The following is an 18,947-nucleotide window of genomic DNA, read 5'->3' on the forward strand; positions in this document are numbered from 1 at the left end:
CCTCCTCATGATTTGAAGATTTGCGGCGGGAAGGTGACAATTGCCGCAGTCCCGTCCGCCGTACCGATGGCGAGATGGCTTCCGTTGGCCGACCACTCGAGCGCGGTGACCGCTTCTCCGGCGTGGCGAACCACCAATTCGTCCGCGCCGCCAATGCGGGCGACGACGATCTGGCCACTGGCATAGCTGGCGGCGACCAGATTTCTCGTGGGATGGGCGGCCACGCGGTCGACGGCGACGAGCCCCGATCGGCCGGCAATCAGCGCGCCCGACCTGCTGTCGGCCAGCGGGGGCGCTTCCATCGTCCAGGCCGCGATGCGGAATGCTCCTGAGGCGATCAACGCATTGGACGGCCCGCTCCAGCAGCTCGACTCCACGGGCACGGGAAAATCATGCAGGACCGCCGTCCGTTTCGTGGCGACTTCGACGAGTCCAATGCCCTGCCGCCCGAGAGGACAGGCCAGCCAGCGGCCGTCGCCGCTCCATCTTATCGCGATCGGTCGAGCGGGAAGGTGGATGCTCTGCGGATCCGTCGCCTCCGAGGTTTCCCAAAGGAGCAGCCCGTTTGCCGTGCCGGCCGCAACGTGAAGTCCGTCCGGCGACAGCGCAATCGCGGCGATCCCGCAATTCTCCGGTTCCAGCCGAACGGGTGGGCTGCGGTGGTGCGAAAGAAAAAGGTCCACGCCGTCGCTCATGGCGGTAATTCCGTTTGCCGCCCGGTGGTCAAGCGCCATGACGGGGCCGCCCACCCGTATTCCGGCGCTTTCGATCTCGCCGCTGGCGTCAACAAACAGGAGTTCGCCCGCGCCGCTCGCGACGATGAAACGATCCGCCGGCCCCGCGGCAAGAGGAAGTGTGCGATCGTCAAGGGTCGCCGTCTCGATCAACGGCGGCGGTGGCGCCTTGCGGGGCCGGATCGTCGCCCGGCCGAAATCGGCGCTGACGCGAATGCGCTTCTCGGGCGCTTCCGCGTCGGCAAGCGGGGCGATCGCCAAACTGCCGTCAGCGCCGGCGAAGGCGACCGCCGTGCCGGCGGCGTTGAAACGCAAGTCCATAACGGTTGCTCGTCGTTGCCAGCTTCGCGCGAACAGATCGAACATTGTGAGATTGCGGGCACTCTCCTGGTTCATTTCGCTCCTCCCTCAGCCGCCTGCGGTCTGCTCCAGCAGGCGGTCGATTTCTGCCGTGGCCTCCTCGGCGTTGGCGATGTGCTCTTCGCAGGTCCTCAGTCGCGCTCTCATCGCCGACGCCCTCTCTTGCTCGTCATGCAAGTTCTGCACCAGTTGTGGCTCCGCGCCCTTGGCGTCGGCTTCGAGCTCGAGGCGCAGCAGCTCCATTTCGGTCCCTGCCAGCGCCTGTGTCAGCTTCAGCTGTTCGGCGTTGAGACCCGCAAGCTCGGCCACGAGCGCCAGGCGCCGATGCAGCAAATTGGAAGATGATGGCTCTTGCTTGCTCACCCGAACCTCCTATCGTTAGTGCCGTGCCCCGACAGTTGAGGCAAAAGGTGGACCAGATGTTCGAAACGGCAGGAAAGACATTCTTCGCGGCATTGAGAGATGCCGTTGCGAGGCGCCTGGGTCCGGACCATGCCTGTTTTCAGGTGATGGCGCGAGCGGCGGACGTCGGAGATGCCGATGCGACGGCGGCGGCGCAGGATGCGCTCAATGCGCTCGGCGGCGAGGTGGCGGCGGTCCTGATGGCCGATGTGCACAAGGCGCTTCGCGAGCATCCCGCTGGCGTTCTCGGGGCTTGGCAGCCCTTCGGCAATAGACACTGAGGTCTCGGTCATGACTTTGCGCCCGGCGCTGTCCCAGGCTTTTCCCAGGTAGAAAGCTTTTCCGGCAGGTCGGAAAGCTGGCTTTGGAACTGCCTTTCCGCGATCTCGATATGGCTCCTGAGCTGATCCCAAAGATCCACGCGCAGGAGGTTCGCCTTGTCACCGAGCAATCGCTCGATTTCCTCCAGGCGGAACTGGTGGGACAGAGACACACCCGCGAAGACAAAGTCCCGCAGAAGCGTGGCATGGGTTTCGATGAATGACCCGATCATCGGGTGTGTTTCCGGCGTCAGGCCGCGGGCGGCCATCTCCGATTCCATGAACGCCTGGAAATAGCGCTGCAGCAGATATTGGCTCTCGCCGAGGAAGCGTATCTGGAAGACCAGGTCGCGAGGCATCAGCCGCACCAGGTCACCGGTTACGTTGCTATTGTAGCCGGTCACCGGCCCAAAGCCCTGCCGGTCTTTGCCCTCTTTCGACATCACAGATCCTCCCATTCGGCAATTTCAATCCGCAAAGAATTATGGGAGAGAAATTTAAGTTTTCAACTTTGATTCATTGTGAGTTACAAAGTATTCTGTCCAAAGTATCAGGGGTTGTGTAACGCTTTACATATGTAAATTACATTTGTAACGCGGTTATTTACACATCATCGGGAACTTCTGCCGAAGATCTCCTAGGTTCTATGTTGTCACGCGGATTTTTCGACTTGGCACGACCCTTGCTTCATCCTTTCGTATAAGAAGCCCACCGCCCCGACGCGGTGCCACAAGAACGAAGGAGTGGGGAAAGGGAGTTCAGACGCCAGCCGTCGCGTGGCCAGCGCCCGCGCTTTGGCGACATCCCACCCACGAGCACCTTTGCCGCGAACCACTACGGCGGAACGGTTGCGCTGAGGAGGCGTGCCGCTGTGTCCGCTTGAACTCAAACCGCGGCGATGTGCCGCTTCCGCCCAGGCCAAGGGGTCTGCGGCGCAAATCGTGGAGGCTTTGCATCATGACGTCGTTGACGCTCAACAAGATAACCTCGCAGCGCGGAATATCCGTCGGTGAGGCGACGAAGAAGATATCCGATCTCGGCTGGAATCCGACCTATGTCCAGGAAGCGATGACCTTCCCGACGGATTACAAGATCACCAAGGCGCCTCGCGATCCGATGAAGCAGGTGCTCAGATCCTATTTCCCGATGCAGGAGGAAAAGGATAACCGCGTCTATGGCGCGCTCGACGCAGCGTTGCGTGGCGACATGTTCCGCAATGTCGAGCCGCGCTGGGTGGAGTGGATGAAGCTCTTCCTGGCGATCATTCCCTTCCCGGAAATTTCCGCCGCGCGCTCCATGGCGATGGTGGCCCGTCTTGCCCCCGGTGAGGATCTCAGAACCGGCTTCACCATGCAGATGGTCGACGAGTTTCGCCATTCCACCATCCAGATGAATCTGAAGAAGTGGTACATGGAGAACTATATTGATCCCGCAGGCTTCGACATCACCGAGGAAGCCTTCGGCAAGTGCTACGCGACGACGATCGGCCGGCAGTTCGGCGAGGGCTTCATCACCGGCGACACGATGACGGCCGCCTGTATGTATCTCACCGTCGTCGCCGAGACCGCATTCACCAACACGCTCTTCGTCGCGATGCCGTCGGAAGCGGCCCGCAACGGTGACTACGCCTTGCCGACCGTGTTCCTCTCCGTGCAATCCGACGAGAGCCGGCACATCGGCAACGGTCACTCGCTGCTGATGGCGGCACTGAAGGAACCGGACAACCATCTGCTCCTCGAGCGCGACATGCGCTACGCCTTCTGGCAGAACCACGCGATCGTCGACGCCGCCATCGGCACCTTCATCGAATACGGTACCACCAACCGCGACAAGTCGAAGGAATCCTATGCGGAGATGTGGCATCGCTGGATCTTCGAGGACTACTACCGCACCTACATGCTGCCGCTCGAGAAATACGGCATCAAGATCCACCACGACGACGTCCAGACTGCGTGGAAACGCATCACCGAGAAGTTCTACGTCCACAAGATCGCGCAGTTCTTCGCAGTCGGCTGGCCGGTCAATTTCTGGCGCATCGAAGCCCAGCGCGAGCAGGACTTCGAGTGGTTCGAGCATAAGTACCCGGGCTGGTATGCCCAGTTCGGCGACTTCTGGAAGTGGTACGACAAGCTCAGCCATCGCGGCGAGAAGGTCATCACCTTCAACGAGGATGTCGGCTACGTCTATCCGCATCGCTGCTGGTCGAGCCTGGTGCCATGCGTCGTGCGCGAGGACATCGTCACCGACGTGATCGACGGGCAACTCCACACCTTCGCACACGAGATCGATCGCTGGACGGCGGTGGAGGCCTTCTCCGACGAGTACCAGGGGCGTCCGACCCCGGCCATGGGCCGCTTCAGCGGCAAGCGCGAGTGGGAGACCCTCTATCACGGTTGGGATCTCGCCGATGCGATCAAGGATCTCAATTTCGTCCGCTCCGACGGCAAGACGCTCGTTCCGCAACCGCATCTGCGGTTCGACGACAAGGAGATGTGGACCCTCGACGACGTTCGTGGCCACACGCTGCAGTCGCCTTTGACCCTGCTGCGCGAAATGACCCCGGACGCCCGCGAGAAGCATCTCGCCGAATACCGTGCCGGCTTCCAGGTGCGGCCCTTCAATTGATTGGCAGGCGGGCCGGCTTCGGCCGGCCCGCACAAAGGCTGGTGGCCTCAAATGTCACGCGCTCGCTACATCTTGCCCATCGCCGTTGCGCTCTGGGCAGCCATTGCCGCGACCGTCTTCATCGTCACCGGGGCAAACGCGCCGGCCGACGACTGGAAGAATGCCACGGCCGGCTACCGGGGCGCGCTCGGCCAGAAGCAGGAAATACGAGTGAAGGTATTCGCAATCGGGAGGCTAATAACATGAGTGACGCTCACACAGTGCGTCTGGAGCCGGTCGGCGTCGAATTCGAGGTCGAGAGCGGCGAGACGGTTCTGAATGCGGCATTTCGCCAGGGCATCGCGCTGCCGCACGGCTGCAAGGAAGGACAGTGTTCGGCCTGCAAATGCGTGCTGCTGGACGGCGAGGTCGACATGCTCAGATATTCGACTTTCGCACTTAACGACATGGAGAAGGACACCGGCCACATACTCCTGTGCCGGACGCTCGCCTACTCCGACATGGCAGTGGAACTGCTCAACTATGATGAGGAGGTCCTCTCAAAGTCGATCGCGGTGAAGACCTATTACGGACGGATCGTCCATATCGAGCGGCTGACACACGACATCCGCGGGATTGAGATCGAACTCGACTCGTCGATCAAGTTCTGGGCCGGTCAATATGTCGACATCACAGTCACAACGGAAAAAGGGGAGACGATTACGCGCTCGTTCTCCATGGCAAATACGCCGGACGAAGCCGAAAAGCTCTCCTTCATCATCAAGAAATACCCCGAAGGAAAATTCTCGGGAGAGCTCGATTCCGGAGGAATCCGGGTCGGAGCCGAAGTCACCATAGTCGGACCCTACGGCACTTGCTTCCGGCGTGAGGGGCGGGATGGACCACTCGTGCTCGTTGGCGCCGGTTCCGGGATGTCGCCGATCTGGTCGATCCTGAACGACCACCTGAAGAGCGGCGAGGAACGGCCGGTCTATTTCTTCTACGGCGCCCGGACGCGCGAGGATCTCTTTCATCTCGATCGGATCGCCGATCTGACGGCGCGCCACCCCAGCGTGAATTTCATCCCCGTGCTGTCGCATGCCAACGGCGACGCCTCCTGGGAGGGATCGCGGGGCTTCGTGCATGAAAGCGTCGATGCCACGCTGAAGGAACTGGGGGTGGACGGGCAGGGCGATGTCTATGCCTGCGGTCCGCCGCCGATGATCGACGCGCTGCAACCTGTCCTGTTCATGAACGGGTTCGAAGCGGAGCGGATCTTCTTCGACAAGTTCACCACGTCGTCCAGCGCCACACCAGGCCATTGAGGAGTGCCCGTGGCGGGACATTCAGCAACTGCAACAAGGGAGTGAGAAATTATGCCAGCGATTTCGAGTTCAGTCGGTTCAGGAGCGGCCGGCGCCGCCGTATTCGCGGATTCCGACAGCCGCAAGTACCGTTACTACGATCCACGCGGCCAGCGCGCCACCCACTATGAGGACGTCACAGTCGACGTCCAGCCTGATCCCGAGCGGTACCTGATCCAGAACTGGATCATCAATTTCTCGAACGGCAAGGGCGCCTACGTGAAGGACAACACGGCCGCGCTCAGCTCGAATTGGCACGCCTTCCGTGCCCCCGACCAGGAATGGGAACGCACCCATTATCAGCGGCAGTCGAAGATCGAGACGATGGTGCAGAGCGTCATCGCCAACGGCCGGAAGTCCGGTGCGCCGAAGACCTATGACAAGGTTTGGGTGAAGATCCTGCAGTCGCATCTGGGCGCCTGGAAGCACGCGGAATTCGGCCTCGGCACCTCGCTGATGCAGGCGCAACGCTATGGTTACACCCAGATGATCAACAATGCCACGTTGACCAACTCTTCCTACAAGCTGCGGCTTGCCCAGGACATCACGCTTTATCTCGCCGAAATCGGAATGGACATCCCGGGATGGGACGACGCGCTCGGCAAAAAGGCCTGGCTCGAGGACGGGATCTGGCAGGGCACGCGCGAGGCGGTCGAGACGATCATGGGCTCGGCGGACTATCTCGAGCAGTACTTCGCGATCAACATCGTTTTCGAGCCGCTGGTCGGCGAACTGTTCCGCTCCGGCTTCCTGATGCAGTCGGCGGCAGCCAACCACGACTTCATCACCCCGCCGGTGATCTCCGCGGCTGAGGCCGACTACGACCGCAACCTCGCGAATACCATCGACCTCATCTACCTGCTCGCCCATGACGAGGTGCACGGCGCCCATAACCGGCAGCTCTTCCTGAGCTGGCTCTCCAAGCATCGGGCGCTGGCCGACAAGGCCGCTCTCGGCCTGCAGCCGATCTGGTCGATGCCGCATTCCAAGCCGATCTCGTTTGACGACATCCGGGCACAATCCCAGGAGCGGATCGGGCAAATCCTCGGCGAACTCGGTCTCAACAGCTGACATCAGGGAGAACGCACATGTCAACAGCAGCACGTGACGCTTCGAATTCCAATATCTTCAAATCGATGAAGGACATCACCTTCGAGCAGACGATCTCGCATCAGTGTGGGGTCACCATGAACGATTCCGTCGAGGCGCGCGCCATCGCCGAGTTCATGGGCCAGAAGCCGGGCGTCATCGTCACCTACCAGCCGGCGATGATCCGCATCGACGGCAACGGCAAGCTAATCTTCAAGATGGACGAGATCAGCGAGTTTCTCGGCCGCGAGATGACGGCGGAGATCTTCGAGGTGAACACGTCCACCCACTACGGGCGGATGGTCCGCATCGACGACAATACGGTGATCCTGTTCGGCGATATGGACGAGGTCTTCGAGTACATCTGACCAGGACCGCGAGAAAACGGTGCGCCGCCGGCGCACCGTTACGATCACACATGAACTGAGGAGGAAGTCATGTACAAAGCACCGGACGGCACAGAGATTTTCGTGGTCGATGGGCACACCCACTTCTGGGACGGAAGCCCCGAAAACCAGCGCAATATTCATGGCAAGCAGTTCGTGGACTGCTTCTACGCTTACCACACGGCGCTGAGCCCCGCAGAACAGCTCTGGCCAAAGGAAAAATTCGAGAAATACACGGCCGACGACCTCTATCGCGACCTGTTCATCGAGGGTCCCGACGACGTCGCGATCGTGCAGTCCACCTACCTCAAGGACTTCTACAAGAACGGCTTCAACACCATCGAGCGAAACGCCGAGATGGCCAAGCTCTACCCCGACCGCTTCATCGTAAATGGTTCCTTCGATCCACGGGACGGGGAGAAGGCGCTGGAGTACATCCACTTCATGAAGGAGACGTACGACGTCAAGGGCGTGAAGATGTACACGGCCGAATGGAACGGCGCCTCCAGGGGATGGAAGCTCACCGACCCCCAAGCCTACAAGTGCTTCGAGCTGTGCGAGAAGCTCGGCATCAAAAACATCCATGTCCACAAGGGCCCGACGATCATTCCGCTGAGCAAGGATGCCTTCGACGTCCACGACGTCGACTATGCGGCCACGGACTTCCAGAACCTCAACTGGATCATTGAGCATTGCGGGCTGCCGCGGCTCGACGATTTCTGTTGGATTGCGGTGCAGGAGACGAATGTTTATGGCGGGCTCGCGGTTGCGATGCCGTTCATTCATTCGAGGCCGCGCTACTTCGCCGAGGTGATGGCGGAACTTTTGTTCTGGCTTGGACCTGACAAGCTCCTCTTCGGCTCGGATTACGCCATCTGGAAGCCGCGCTGGCTGGTCGAGAAGTTCTGGGCCTTCGACCTGCCTGAGGATATTGCCCGCGAACGCGGCCTGGAACTGACGCCGGAGATCAAGGAAAAAATCCTCGGTCTGAACGCGGCGCGACTTTACGACATCGACGTCGCCTCCAGGAAGGCAGCGCTTGCCGCGTCGCCGTTCAGCGTGGCCGCGGAGTAGGGGCCATGAGCACGGCCCTCTCTGCCAACAACCGCCGAGGCGAGCTTTGGGCTCGCCTCACACGGGTCAATGATCCGGAGCTGGACGAGCCCGTGACCGATATGGGTTTCGTCGAGCGCGCCGAGGTGATGCAGAACGGATCGGTGGAGGTGGATTTCCGGTTGCCCACCTACTGGTGCTCGCCGAGCTTCGCCTTTCTGATGCTTGACGGCATCCGGCAGGCGCTCGACGGGCTCTCCTGGGCGCCTGCCTATACGATCCGGCTTCACGACCACATGTTCGCCGACGAGGTCAATCGCGGCATAGCGGCAGGCAAGCCGTTCAGCCTGATTTTCGACGAGCTGTCGAGCGACCAGGACATCGATGCACTGCGCGAGACTTTCCGCGTGAAGGCGTTCAAGCGGCGGCAGGAGGCGGTTCTGCTCGCCCTTCGAAAACAGGGACTGACCGACAGCGAAATCCTCGGCATGGACCTGTCGTCCTTCGATGCCGCAACGGTTGGCGGCGACGAAGCGGAGGCCATGAAGTCGCGATACCGCGAGGCACTGATCGAGCGTTGGCCCGGGCGAAAAGGTTGCGAACCGGCGTTCGTCACCTGGGACAACCGGGAGATTCCCCCGGATGCCTTCGGCGCCTATCTCGCCGAACTCAGGGCAGTGCGCATCAACATGGAATTCAACGGCGCACTGTGCCGGGGGCTCAAGGCAACCCGCTACAAGGAAATGGACGTCGTCGACGGAGAACCGACCTTGGTGGATTTCATGCTCGACCGCGTCCCGCCGCGCAACTGTACCGGCAGGCACGTGCAGCGCTGATACGACAACCTCGCCAGGCGAGACAATGATGGAGGAGCCGCCCTCGGGGCGGAAGGAGGAACTATGCCCAAACTTTTGATCCACAATTCTGAGGCCCGGCGCGCACTTGCCCGCGGCGTTTATCAGCTGGCTGCAGCCGTCGAGCCCACACTCGGGCCGAAAGGCATGAATGCCATGATCGACCGGCCGATCGGCACACCGATGGTCACACGCGACGGCGTCAGCATTGCATCCGAGATCGAACTGCACGACCGCTTCGAAAACATGGGCGCGCAGATTGTCCGCGAGGTGTCCATGCAGACGAACGAGATCGCTGGCGACGGCACCACAACGGCAATCGTCCTTGCCAACGCTCTCGTCCAGAAAGGGATCGAGGCGAACGAGCGTGGTGCAAAGTCCGTCGATCTCTGCAAGGGGATCGATCTTGCGGTCTCCAGTGTCATCGAGGCGCTGAAGGCGTCAGCCAAGCCGGCCGTGAACGGCAGTCTTGCCGCCGTTGCCAATATCGCCGCGACGGACCCGAAGCTCGGCGCGCTTGTCGCCGAAGCCTATGAAAGGGTGGGTGTCGAGGGTGTCATTACCACCGATTTCAGCGTGACGACCGACACGACCCTCAATGTCGTCGAGGGTATGTCCTTCGACCGCGGCTATCTCTCCCATCACATGGTCACGGACCAGGAGAAGATGGAGGTCGTGCTTGAACGGCCGTTCATCCTGATGACGGATCTGAAGATCCGCGAACCACAAGCGCTCGACACGGTTCGCGCGCTCGCAGAGAAGGCTGGCCGGCCGCTTCTTATCATTGCCGAGGAAGTGTCGCCGGAAGTGGTCGTTACCCTGCTTGGACGGGAGGGCCCGGGAAAATACCTCGTTGTGCACCCCCCGGAATACGGCCATTGGCGCAAGGCAATGCTGGAGGACCTTGCAATCCTTTGCGGGGGTCGGGTCATTGCCCGTGACCTCGGCGGAAGGTTGGAGGACGTCACCGACGACGATCTCGGAACCGCCGAGCGCGTACGCACCAGCGCCACGCAAACATCGGTGATCGGCGGCGGCGGCGACGCGTCGAAGATCGCCGCACGGCGCGCGCAGGTGCAGCGGCAATATGAAGTGGCTCCGCCCAACATAGAGCAGGACAAATTGCGTGAGCGGCTGGCCAAACTGTCCGGCGGCACGGCGGTTCTCTATGCGGGCGGTGTCACGCCCGTCGAGCAGAAGCGGACGATACAACTTATCGAGGATTCGCTGCACGCGGTCAGGGCGGCTGTCGAGGATGGCGTCGTCGCAGGCGGCGGCACGGCACTCGCGCAGGTCGCGCCGGTTCTGGATGCCGTCTTTGCAAAGGCGTCAGGTGATGTCGCCGAGGGCGTCCGGCTGGTGAAATCAGTGCTGTCGCGACCGCTCTGGCGGATTGTCGAAAATGCCGGCGGCGACCCTGAAGCCGTCGTGGCCAGGGTCTCCGGCGTCAACGGCGGCTTCGGCTACAATGCTGCGCTCGGAGAATATCAGAACATGTACGAGGCCGGCATCATCGATCCGGTGCGGGTTACCTGCACGGCGCTGAAGAATGCAGCCTCGGTAGCCAAGCTCATTCTGACGACGGAAACGCTGGTCGGCGACCTTGCGGAGGATGAGGACCCGACAGCCGGACCGGCCCTCGGCGGCGGAGCGGAGAAACTCGGCCGTCCGTAGGCGCAATGGGCGCGTCCCGCTCAGGGGCGGCCCGGGATAAGAACTCATGCGCGCTTCGTCTGATGAGCGCGTTCTCGAAATCACGCTGGAGGGAAATATGGATACAAAGGTGAACACCATGGGCAAATGTCCGATCGCGCACGCACACGCGACGCTGGGGGGTATGTCGAACCGGGACTGGTGGCCGAACCAGTTGAACCTCAAAATCCTCCACCAGAATTCCTCCCTGTCCGATCCGATAGGGCAGGCATTCAACTACGCCGAAGCCTTCGAGAGACTCGACCTGGACGCCGTCAAGCAGGACCTCTATGCCCTGATGACGGACTCGCAAGACTGGTGGCCGGCTGATTTCGGTCATTACGGCCCGCTCTTCATCCGCATGGCATGGCATAGCGCCGGAAGCTACCGTACCGGCGATGGCCGCGGCGGCGCTTGCTCCGGCACACAGCGATTTGCGCCCCTTAACAGCTGGCCGGATAACGCCAACCTCGATAAGGCGCGCCGGCTGCTCTGGCCGATCAAGCAGAAATACGGCAACGGGATCTCCTGGGCCGATCTGATGATCCTTGCCGGAAACTGCGCGCTAGAATCCATGGGCTTCAAGACCTTCGGCTTCGGCGGCGGCCGCGAGGATGTCTGGGAGCCGGAGGAGGATATCTATTGGGGCGCCGAGGACACCTGGCTCGGCGAAAGGCGCTACACGGGCGAACGAGGCCTCGAAAGTCCTCTCGCTGCCGTGCAGATGGGTCTGATCTACGTGAACCCGGAGGGGCCGAACGGCAATCCTGATCCCGTCGCGGCCGCCGCGGATATCCGCGAGACCTTCGGCCGTATGGGCATGAACGACGAAGAGACCGTCGCCCTCATCGCCGGGGGACATTCCTTCGGCAAGACCCATGGCGCGGGCGATCCCTCGCTGGTCGGTCCGGAACCCGAGGGCGCCGGCCTCGCGGAGCAAGGTTTTGGCTGGAAGAGCAGCTTTGGCAGCGGCAAGGCTGGTGATACCATTACCAGCGGCCTCGAGGTCACATGGACCACGACGCCGACGAAGTGGAGCAACGGCTTCTTCTCGAACCTGTTCGGTTATGAGTGGGAGCTGACGAGAAGTCCGGCCGGCGCTCATCAGTGGAAGCCGAAACATGGTGCAGGCGCCGGTTCGGTGCCGGATGCCCACGACCCGGCGAAGCGGCACGCGCCATCGATGCTGACCACCGACCTCGCTTTGCGGTTCGATCCTGCCTACGAGAAGATCTCGCGCCGCTTCTTCGAAAACCCGGACCAGTTCGCGGATGCCTTTGCCCGGGCGTGGTTCAAGCTGACGCACCGCGACATGGGTCCGCGCTCGCGGTATCTCGGCCCCGAAGTTCCCTCAGAGGAGCTCATCTGGCAGGATCCGGTCCCGGACGTCGATCATGAGTTGGTTGACGCGCAGGACATCGCCACCCTCAAAGGCATGATCCTTGAATCGGGTCTGTCTATTTCTGAGCTGGTCTCGACCGCCTGGGCGTCGGCCTCGACCTTCCGCGGCTCCGACAAGCGCGGCGGCGCCAACGGCGCACGCATACGCCTCGCGCCGCAGAAGGAATGGCCGGTCAACCAGCCGGCCCAGCTAGCCGTGGTGCTCGAAACCCTCGAAGGCATCCAGAAGGCGTTCAATGACCGGCAATCGGGCGGCAAGAGAGTGTCGCTCGCCGACCTGATCGTGCTCGGCGGTTGCGCGGCCGTCGAGCGGGCGGCGCGGGACGCCGGCTATCACGTGGACGTTCCCTTCTCGCCCGGTCGTACGGACGCTTCCCAGGAGCAGACCGATGTCGACTCCTTTGCCGTTCTTGAGCCGATCGCCGACGGGTTCCGCAACTACCAGAAGGCCGAATTCACCGTCTCGGCCGAGGAACTGCTGATCGACAAGGCGCAACTCCTGACGCTGACCGCGCCCGAGATGACCGTCCTCGTCGGCGGCATGCGCGTCTTGAACACGAATGTCGGACAGTCCCAATACGGCGTCTTTACCAAGCGCCCGGAGACACTCTCCACCGACTTCTTCGTGAACCTGCTCGACATGGGCACGGTCTGGAAGGCGGCCTCTGAGGCTGAAGAGGTTTTCGAGGGCTTCGACCGCGCGACCGGCGAGCGGAAGTGGACCGGCACGCGCGTCGACCTGGTCTTCGGTTCGAACTCCCAGCTTCGGGCGATTGCCGAAGTCTACGCACAAGCGGATTCGGGCGCGAAGTTCGTGGTAGACTTCATAGCGGCCTGGAATAAGGTAATGAACGCTGATCGGTTTGATTGGCGCTAAGGAGGGTTTCCCGCCTTATCACGCTTGCGCTTCCCGGCCACATGAGGTCTCGCGATTACGAATCGCAGCCTACGGGTCCGGACTCCTCCGGACCCGTTGTTTCGACGACGACGCTCTGATCACGCGTGGGTCTCTTCACTGAAGTTAAGTGAAGCTGCGACGGATGCCGTACTGCTCGAGCTTACGGTAGAGGGTCGGCCGCGAAATTCCTAGCCTCTGGGCAACCCGGCTCAGATTGCCATGCTCGGCCTCGAGAGCGTCTCGGAGGAACTTCTCATCCGCATTCGCGATACGACAGTGCATTTCACTTCCGGATTCGCCCTCTGGCGAGGCGGTCCAGGCCGCAGCACGCTCCGTGATCTCCCTCGGCAGATCGGCCAAGCTGACTTGTTGGCCTCCCGCCAGGACATGAAGCCTTTCCACCAGGTTTTTCAACTCGCGCACGTTTCCTGGCCAAGAGTAGTCGAGAAGCCTGTCGAACGCCTCGGCAGCGAAATCAAGCGGCGGGGCGCCGGTCCGCTCGGCAATGTTGCGGTTGAAATGATCGAGCAGGAGGGCGATGTCGCCATCCCGTTCGCGCAACGGCGGCACGTTGATAACAACGGTGCTTATCCGGTAGTACAGATCACGCCGGAACCGCCCCGCTGCCACCTCTTGCTTCAGGTCGCGGTTCGTCGAGGCGATCAGATGTACATCGACCGGCCGGCCACGGTTGTCTCCGAGGCGATAGACGACACGCTCTTCCAGAACGCGCAGCAGGAAAGGTTGAATATCCAGCGGCATCTCGCCGATCTCGTCGAGACAGAGAACCCCTCCGTTGGCCAATTCGAACGCCCCCGCCTTTCCCTCACGGCTTGCCCCCGTAAATGCACCGGCGACGTGGCCGAAAAGCTCGCTGCCGAACAACTCCCGCGTGATTGCCCCGCAGTTGAGGGCGATAAATGGCGAACTATCCGAGCGCCGGCTGACGAGATGAACCAGCCGGGCGAAAAGCTCTTTGCCGACGCCCGTTTCACCCTCGATCAGCAGTGAGGTGACTTCGCTCGATTGGGCGACCCTGCAAGCCACATCGATAGCGGCATGCATCGCTTCGCTTTGACCGACGATCAGCTTGGCCACTTCGGGCGTCGGGCATCGTGGGCGCCGGGGGGAAGGAATGGCTACTTGGCGGGCTTCGGCCGGAAACACGAGGGCCGCGCCCTGAAAATCACCGTCCACGGTGAGGGGGCTCACGTGGCAAGAGCGCAGCCGGTCGGGAAGCGCAGCAGCGAGTTCGGCAATTGTGCGAGGCCCCGCCGCAGGCAGCAACCGCCGGCCGCGCCCTGTCGAAAGCGGCTCGGGAAATTCCGCCAGCCTGTTGGCGGGAACGTTGTTGCAATAGACGGCCCGTCCAAGATGGTCGATGATTATCAGACCGTCGGTGCGTCTGTAGCAAGGTGCTTCGGCGATGAAGGCTTCAAGCAGGCGGGTGCGTTGGGTGTTCTGGTGGTCGGCCAGGGCCTTCTCGATCTCCCGCGCAGCGGCCGCGACCAGCACGGTGTTGTGCGGCCGGAAGATGTCCGGGTGCCCGGACAGGTCAACCACGCCGATGATCCGTCCGTCGAACGGGTCGCGGATCGGTGCGCCGGCGCAGGTCCACGACTTTATGCCGGCGCAGAAATGTTCCGCAGCATGCACGAAGACGGGTTCTCCGGCCCAAAGCGCGGTGCCGATTCCGTTGGTGCCGACAACGTCCTCGGTCCACTTGCCGCCAATGGCGAGATGGATATCCATTCCATCGTGAATTGTGCGCTTGTCACCGATCGCGTCAATCAACACACCATTTTCGTCGGCCAACACGAGCATTGCTCCGGTGCCGTCGAGAAGGTTTCCGACGACCGCAAAGGAGCGGCGCGCCGCAGTCAACAACTCGCTGCTATTGCGGGTCAGGCATTCGAGGTCATCCTTGCTGTTGCTGAGGGGGGCTTCGTGTTGCTGAGCGTCGATGCCGCCAGAAATGCAACGCCCCCAGGAATCATGGATGATCCCGCGTACCGGACGCTCGCGACGGGCCTTTCCGGCTTCTCCGGACAATAGGTTTTCCCAGGCGGACATCGTCGCATATTCGTCGTAATCACCCGCCAGCATTAGCGGTGCTCTGACCTTTCCTTCTGACGACATCCTGGTGCGCTTGGTCCTTTCTTCTGGGTCGGCTTATGTCTCTGCTTGAGATACTATATTTCGTGCGATGATGACGAATAAAGGGGCCGGGCTGAGCTGCGCCATAGCTACGTGGTGATCCCAAGAGCCGAGCTGATTTCTTCTGCGAGTTTCTCTTCGGTGTATTTCGACTCAAGGGTCCTGCCGTCGAAATCCGAAAGCGCGTCAGTGAAGGTCTCGTCCAACGGGGAGATGAAGCCGTTCTCCTTCGTGGCGAGCACAAAGACCTCCACACCATTTTTCCGTCGGATTTCACCGAGATAGTGGATTTGGCGCCCGGTGTTCCTGTCCACCACAACCACCCGGCCATTCAAGCTGATCCGGATGTAGGGCAACGCCTCCGCGGAGGACGCTGATCCGGAACCTACGTGATGGATAATGAGGCCTTCAGCCTTTTGTGTTGGCGGATTTGCCGTCTTGTTGGCTGAATAGGCGCCGCCGCTGATGTGATCGGCAATGCGCGTTATGACGGACCGGTTGCGCTCGATCAATTGCTTGATCTCAGCGTCCTCGCGTCGCGGGCCGTCGCGCCTCGAAATGATTTCGACCATCGAACCTCCTCCCAAGGATCTCGTTGGTCGGAGCGTCTGCCGAACACTCCTCAAGTCTGGCAGCTTAGCAAATTGCACGGTTTATTGGTAGTAATGGGCTGCTACGCTCGGATGTTGGTGGATGATGGCTTGCCGACGGTTTCTGTGGGTTGCGGTCGGCGGGTGATTGCGCTCGCGAATGTTCGGCCTGACCATTGGGGGGAACGGAGATCGAGGATGCACGGGATCCACTTTGACGGCTTGGGTGAAGCCGAGCTGATCACGCGGCTGCAGCTTCTGCACCAGCAAAGACAAGCTGTGCCTCGTCGAGCTGCTGCGCACTGCGCTGGCCCGCCCTGCTAACCCCAAGTGGGTTGCAGGTCATTCTCCTCAGCCACGGCACCATGCTGGAAAACCTCTTCAACAAGCATGCAGGCAGTGGATTCTGGTGGCATCAGCGTCTGGAGGGCGTGCCTCAGTTCAGGGTCAAGCCGCAGACCGGCGCGGTCAACAAGGTCAAGGATCAGACCATGGCCATGTTGTAGGCCGGCCCGCTTCGGCGTTCCTTGCCAAGCCCCCGGCGGTAATATTGGCGGAACCGACGAACAGCCTGCCCGAGCGCCGGCCGATCTGAAGCTCAACCTTTGGGTGAAACAACCCCTTCGCGACCGGAGGCGAAAACAGCTCGTAGTCACGGCCCAACTGCATCGGAAGTTCAGAGCCGTCGGACAGTAGAGCGACCCCATCCGTTCATCCGAGACGAGAAGGAGATTGCTGGCCCCGCTCGCCATCAGGTGGGGAAGCATGAGCTCTTCGAAGGCGCCAAACTCGATCGCGAAGGTCGTGGAGATCACAGTATGGAATGGGCGGGATCCTCGCCGCCCTATGCGCTCTAGGTATTTCACGCGTTAGCTCCGAGGATGGCACGAGCTCCGAGGATGGCACGACCCCGTGCAGTCGGTCCCTGATCGAAGATAACGGGGGCTCGCGACGGGTTTGTTGACCCGGGAATGACGGGATTCTTACAAAAAGGTCAAATCAGATGGGTCCACAGGCCAGCGGCCGTTGCGGAAATTCTAAAAAAATAATCCAGGCAATATATTTACCATTTGGCATGCCTCTTGCTTGGCGCATGCAGATCTTAGCAGTGTGCATCCTCATTAAAGGATGCAGAGCCGCGAGGTAGTAGCCTTGAAGTCCAGAGATGTGCGTGCCCAAGCCTATTCGATGCCGCTGACAAGCCCCGCCTGCCCAAGGGGACCACATCGCTTCGTCGATCGCGAGTACCTTATCATTACCTACCGGACGGACCCCGACCGGTTGCGCGGCGTGGTCCCTCAGCCTCTCGAATTCCATGATCCCTTAGTACAGTTTGAGTTTATTCGAATGCCCGACTCTGCGGGTTTCGGGAGCTACATTGAATCTGGCCAGGTCATTCCCGTTCGGTTTAACGACGTGACAGGCGGCTATTCGCACGCAATGTATTTGGACGACGGACCGCCAATTCTTGGTGGCCGTGAGTTGTGGGGGTTCCCGAAGAAATACGCGCATCCTGCCGTCGAGGTCTATAGGGACACACTGGTGGGCACCCTCGACTACGGCCCGGTCCGGATCGCAACAGGCACCATGGGCTTTAAACATTGGGCACTCGACCACACCGAGGTGCTGGCCTCGCTGTGCAAGCCGACGTTCCTGCTGAAGATTATCCCGCATGTCGATGGCAGTCTGCGCGTGTGCGAACTCGTAAGCCTTAAGATGGAGGACGTGATATTGAAGGGCGCATGGGGCGGTCCCGCAAGCCTGGACTTACGGCCACACGCGCTCGCGCCCGTTGCCGATCTACCGGTTCTGGAGGTCGTTTCAGCTGCCCATTTCATTGCGGATCTGACGCTCGACCTCGGCACAGTTGTTCACGACTACCTGGCGGAACCGCACACCGCGTGAACCGCGATCAAAGTGTCGACACGCGAGAGCCGAGGCAATCCCATGTCCGACCAAGTGAAACTGAAAAAAAGCGTAGATCTGGCGCTTCAGGGTGGCGGGTCCCACGGTGCTTTGACCTGGGGAGTGCTGGATCGGCTGTTGGAAGATAATCGCATCCGCATCTGCAGTATCAGCGGGACGAGCGCCGGCGCAATGAATGCGGTCGTGCTTGCGGACGGCCTGGAGAAAGGCGGGGCGGAAGGTGGACGCGAGGCGTTGGCAGGATTCTGGAAGGCAGTCAGCGACGCTGCGCGTTGGTCGCCGCTGCAGCGCACCCTTTGGGATCGCATGTCGAACAATTACAGTCTCGACCACTCCGCGGCCTATATCTGGTTCGAACAGTTTACGCGGCTGTTCTCTCCCTATCAACTGAACCCGTTCGACATCAATCCTCTGCGCGACCTGATCGCCGGCACAAACGATTTCGACGCCGTCAATCGGTGCTCCAGCCTGAAGGTGTTCGTCACGGCTACCAACGTGCGCACGGGCCGGGCCAAGGTGTTCACGCAACCCGATCTCTCGGTCGACACCGTCATGGCGTCCGCCTGCCTGCCGTTCATGTTCAAGGCGGTCGAGATCGACGGCGAAGCCTATTGGGATGGTGGCTATATCGGCAATCCCGCTCTCTATCCGCTTGTCGACGATCGCGCCACCCGAGACATCGTGATCGTCCAGATCAACCCGCTTATCCGCGAGGAATTGCCGACGACCGGCCGGGCAATCATCAACCGGCTGAACGAAGTGACCTTCAATGCAGCGCTCCTGAACGAGTTGCGTTCCATCCACCTCCTGCACGAGTTGATCGAGGCGGAAGGGCTGGAGTCCGAGCGATATCGGGACAGCTACGTTCATCTGATCCATGCCCACGAGGAGGTCCAGGACCTTAGCGCCTCAAGCAAATTCGCGCCCGAATGGAGCTATCTCCTCTATCTCAAGGAGCGCGGACGGACCTGGGCCGAAAGCTTTATCGACCAGCATTTCGATGACCTTGGCGTCCGCTCGACGCTCGATCTCGGTCAGCTGTTCAGCGACAGTTTCAGGTTGCCCCAGATCGACGACGCGCCATCCAACAGCCCCGCGACGGAGTGACCGATGATCG

The 18,947-nt window shown here is 61.1% G+C and carries 18 protein-coding genes; 13 read left to right on the plus strand and 5 right to left on the minus strand.

Annotated elements, in window-relative coordinates; genetic code table 11:
- Positions 1–5 precede the first annotated feature (5 nt).
- Together J2Z31_RS14040 and J2Z31_RS14045 are read right to left on the minus strand one after the other, a co-directional pair.
- Positions 6–1,130 (minus strand): WD40 repeat domain-containing protein, encoded by a 1,125-nt coding sequence (locus J2Z31_RS14040; protein WP_028002698.1) that lies wholly within the window; start codon positions 1,128–1,130, stop codon positions 6–8.
- Positions 1,131–1,142: 12 nt separating this feature from the next.
- On the minus strand, positions 1,143–1,457 hold the full coding sequence (locus tag J2Z31_RS14045; RefSeq protein ID WP_150852068.1) for a hypothetical protein: 315 nt from the start codon (positions 1,455–1,457) through the stop codon (positions 1,143–1,145).
- 56 nt (positions 1,458–1,513) lie between these two features.
- Here J2Z31_RS14045 and J2Z31_RS14050 point away from each other — a divergent pair, with 56 nt between their 5' ends.
- A complete protein-coding gene (locus tag J2Z31_RS14050) occupies positions 1,514–1,777 on the plus strand; it encodes a hypothetical protein (protein WP_028002700.1) in 264 nt (87 codons plus the stop codon).
- An 8-nt stretch (positions 1,778–1,785) separates the two neighbouring features.
- On the opposite strand, the gene J2Z31_RS14055 is transcribed toward J2Z31_RS14050, so the two are convergent.
- Positions 1,786–2,259, minus strand: coding sequence for a hypothetical protein (locus J2Z31_RS14055; RefSeq protein WP_028002701.1), 474 nt, complete (start codon positions 2,257–2,259; stop codon positions 1,786–1,788).
- Between the two features lie 511 nt (positions 2,260–2,770).
- On the opposite strand from J2Z31_RS14055, the gene J2Z31_RS14060 reads away from it, so the two are divergent.
- The 9 genes from J2Z31_RS14060 to katG all read left to right on the plus strand — a co-directional run bounded on the left by J2Z31_RS14060 (position 2,771) and on the right by katG (position 13,136).
- Positions 2,771–4,441: an aromatic/alkene/methane monooxygenase hydroxylase/oxygenase subunit alpha gene (locus J2Z31_RS14060; protein WP_209439326.1), complete on the plus strand. Its 1,671-nt coding sequence runs from the start codon at positions 2,771–2,773 to the stop codon at positions 4,439–4,441.
- A gap of 51 nt (positions 4,442–4,492) precedes the next feature.
- Positions 4,493–4,687 carry a hypothetical protein gene (locus J2Z31_RS14065; RefSeq protein ID WP_150852069.1) on the plus strand — a complete coding sequence of 65 codons (195 nt, stop codon included), beginning with the start codon at positions 4,493–4,495 and terminating at the stop codon, positions 4,685–4,687.
- Complete coding sequence (locus tag J2Z31_RS14070) at positions 4,684–5,745, plus strand: NADH:ubiquinone reductase (Na(+)-transporting) subunit F (RefSeq protein WP_028002704.1); 1,062 nt, start codon at positions 4,684–4,686, stop codon at positions 5,743–5,745. The genes J2Z31_RS14065 and J2Z31_RS14070 overlap by 4 nt, the downstream gene beginning before the upstream one ends.
- Before the next feature lie 51 nt (positions 5,746–5,796).
- On the plus strand, positions 5,797–6,855 hold the full coding sequence (locus J2Z31_RS14075) for an aromatic/alkene monooxygenase hydroxylase subunit beta (protein ID WP_028002705.1): 1,059 nt from the start codon (positions 5,797–5,799) through the stop codon (positions 6,853–6,855).
- A gap of 17 nt (positions 6,856–6,872) precedes the next feature.
- Entirely contained in the window at positions 6,873–7,241 is a 369-nt protein-coding gene (locus J2Z31_RS14080; protein WP_028002706.1) for an MmoB/DmpM family protein, read from the plus strand.
- A gap of 69 nt (positions 7,242–7,310) precedes the next feature.
- On the plus strand, positions 7,311–8,333 hold the full coding sequence (locus tag J2Z31_RS14085; RefSeq protein WP_028002707.1) for an amidohydrolase family protein: 1,023 nt from the start codon (positions 7,311–7,313) through the stop codon (positions 8,331–8,333).
- Between the two features lie 5 nt (positions 8,334–8,338).
- Positions 8,339–9,148 carry an iron-sulfur cluster assembly protein gene (locus J2Z31_RS14090; protein ID WP_050577634.1) on the plus strand — a complete coding sequence of 270 codons (810 nt, stop codon included), beginning with the start codon at positions 8,339–8,341 and terminating at the stop codon, positions 9,146–9,148.
- Positions 9,149–9,211: 63 nt separating this feature from the next.
- Positions 9,212–10,840 carry a molecular chaperone GroEL gene (groEL, locus tag J2Z31_RS14095; protein ID WP_028002708.1) on the plus strand — a complete coding sequence of 543 codons (1,629 nt, stop codon included), beginning with the start codon at positions 9,212–9,214 and terminating at the stop codon, positions 10,838–10,840.
- 97 nt (positions 10,841–10,937) lie between these two features.
- Positions 10,938–13,136: a catalase/peroxidase HPI gene (gene katG, locus J2Z31_RS14100; RefSeq protein ID WP_028002709.1), complete on the plus strand. Its 2,199-nt coding sequence runs from the start codon at positions 10,938–10,940 to the stop codon at positions 13,134–13,136.
- 144 nt (positions 13,137–13,280) lie between these two features.
- On the opposite strand, the gene J2Z31_RS14105 is transcribed toward katG, so the two are convergent.
- Both J2Z31_RS14105 and J2Z31_RS14110 read right to left on the minus strand, forming a co-directional pair.
- Positions 13,281–15,263: a sigma-54-dependent Fis family transcriptional regulator gene (locus J2Z31_RS14105; RefSeq protein ID WP_028002710.1), complete on the minus strand. Its 1,983-nt coding sequence runs from the start codon at positions 15,261–15,263 to the stop codon at positions 13,281–13,283.
- A gap of 140 nt (positions 15,264–15,403) precedes the next feature.
- The gene (locus J2Z31_RS14110) at positions 15,404–15,886 is read right to left on the minus strand and encodes a hypothetical protein (RefSeq protein ID WP_028002711.1); all 483 of its coding nucleotides are present in this window, start codon (positions 15,884–15,886) and stop codon (positions 15,404–15,406) included.
- A gap of 353 nt (positions 15,887–16,239) precedes the next feature.
- Here J2Z31_RS14110 and J2Z31_RS14115 point away from each other — a divergent pair, with 353 nt between their 5' ends.
- The 3 genes from J2Z31_RS14115 to J2Z31_RS14125 all read left to right on the plus strand — a co-directional run bounded on the left by J2Z31_RS14115 (position 16,240) and on the right by J2Z31_RS14125 (position 18,937).
- Positions 16,240–16,410, plus strand: coding sequence for a hypothetical protein (locus tag J2Z31_RS14115; protein WP_158500213.1), 171 nt, complete (start codon positions 16,240–16,242; stop codon positions 16,408–16,410).
- Between the two features lie 646 nt (positions 16,411–17,056).
- Positions 17,057–17,809 carry an acetoacetate decarboxylase gene (locus J2Z31_RS14120; RefSeq protein WP_028002712.1) on the plus strand — a complete coding sequence of 251 codons (753 nt, stop codon included), beginning with the start codon at positions 17,057–17,059 and terminating at the stop codon, positions 17,807–17,809.
- 42 nt (positions 17,810–17,851) lie between these two features.
- Positions 17,852–18,937 (plus strand): patatin-like phospholipase family protein, encoded by a 1,086-nt coding sequence (locus tag J2Z31_RS14125; RefSeq protein WP_028002713.1) that lies wholly within the window; start codon positions 17,852–17,854, stop codon positions 18,935–18,937.
- Positions 18,938–18,947 lie beyond the last annotated feature (10 nt).

Origin of the sequence: Sinorhizobium kostiense, assembly GCF_017874595.1 — a bacterium.
GTDB classification, from domain to species: domain Bacteria; phylum Pseudomonadota; class Alphaproteobacteria; order Rhizobiales; family Rhizobiaceae; genus Sinorhizobium; species Sinorhizobium kostiense.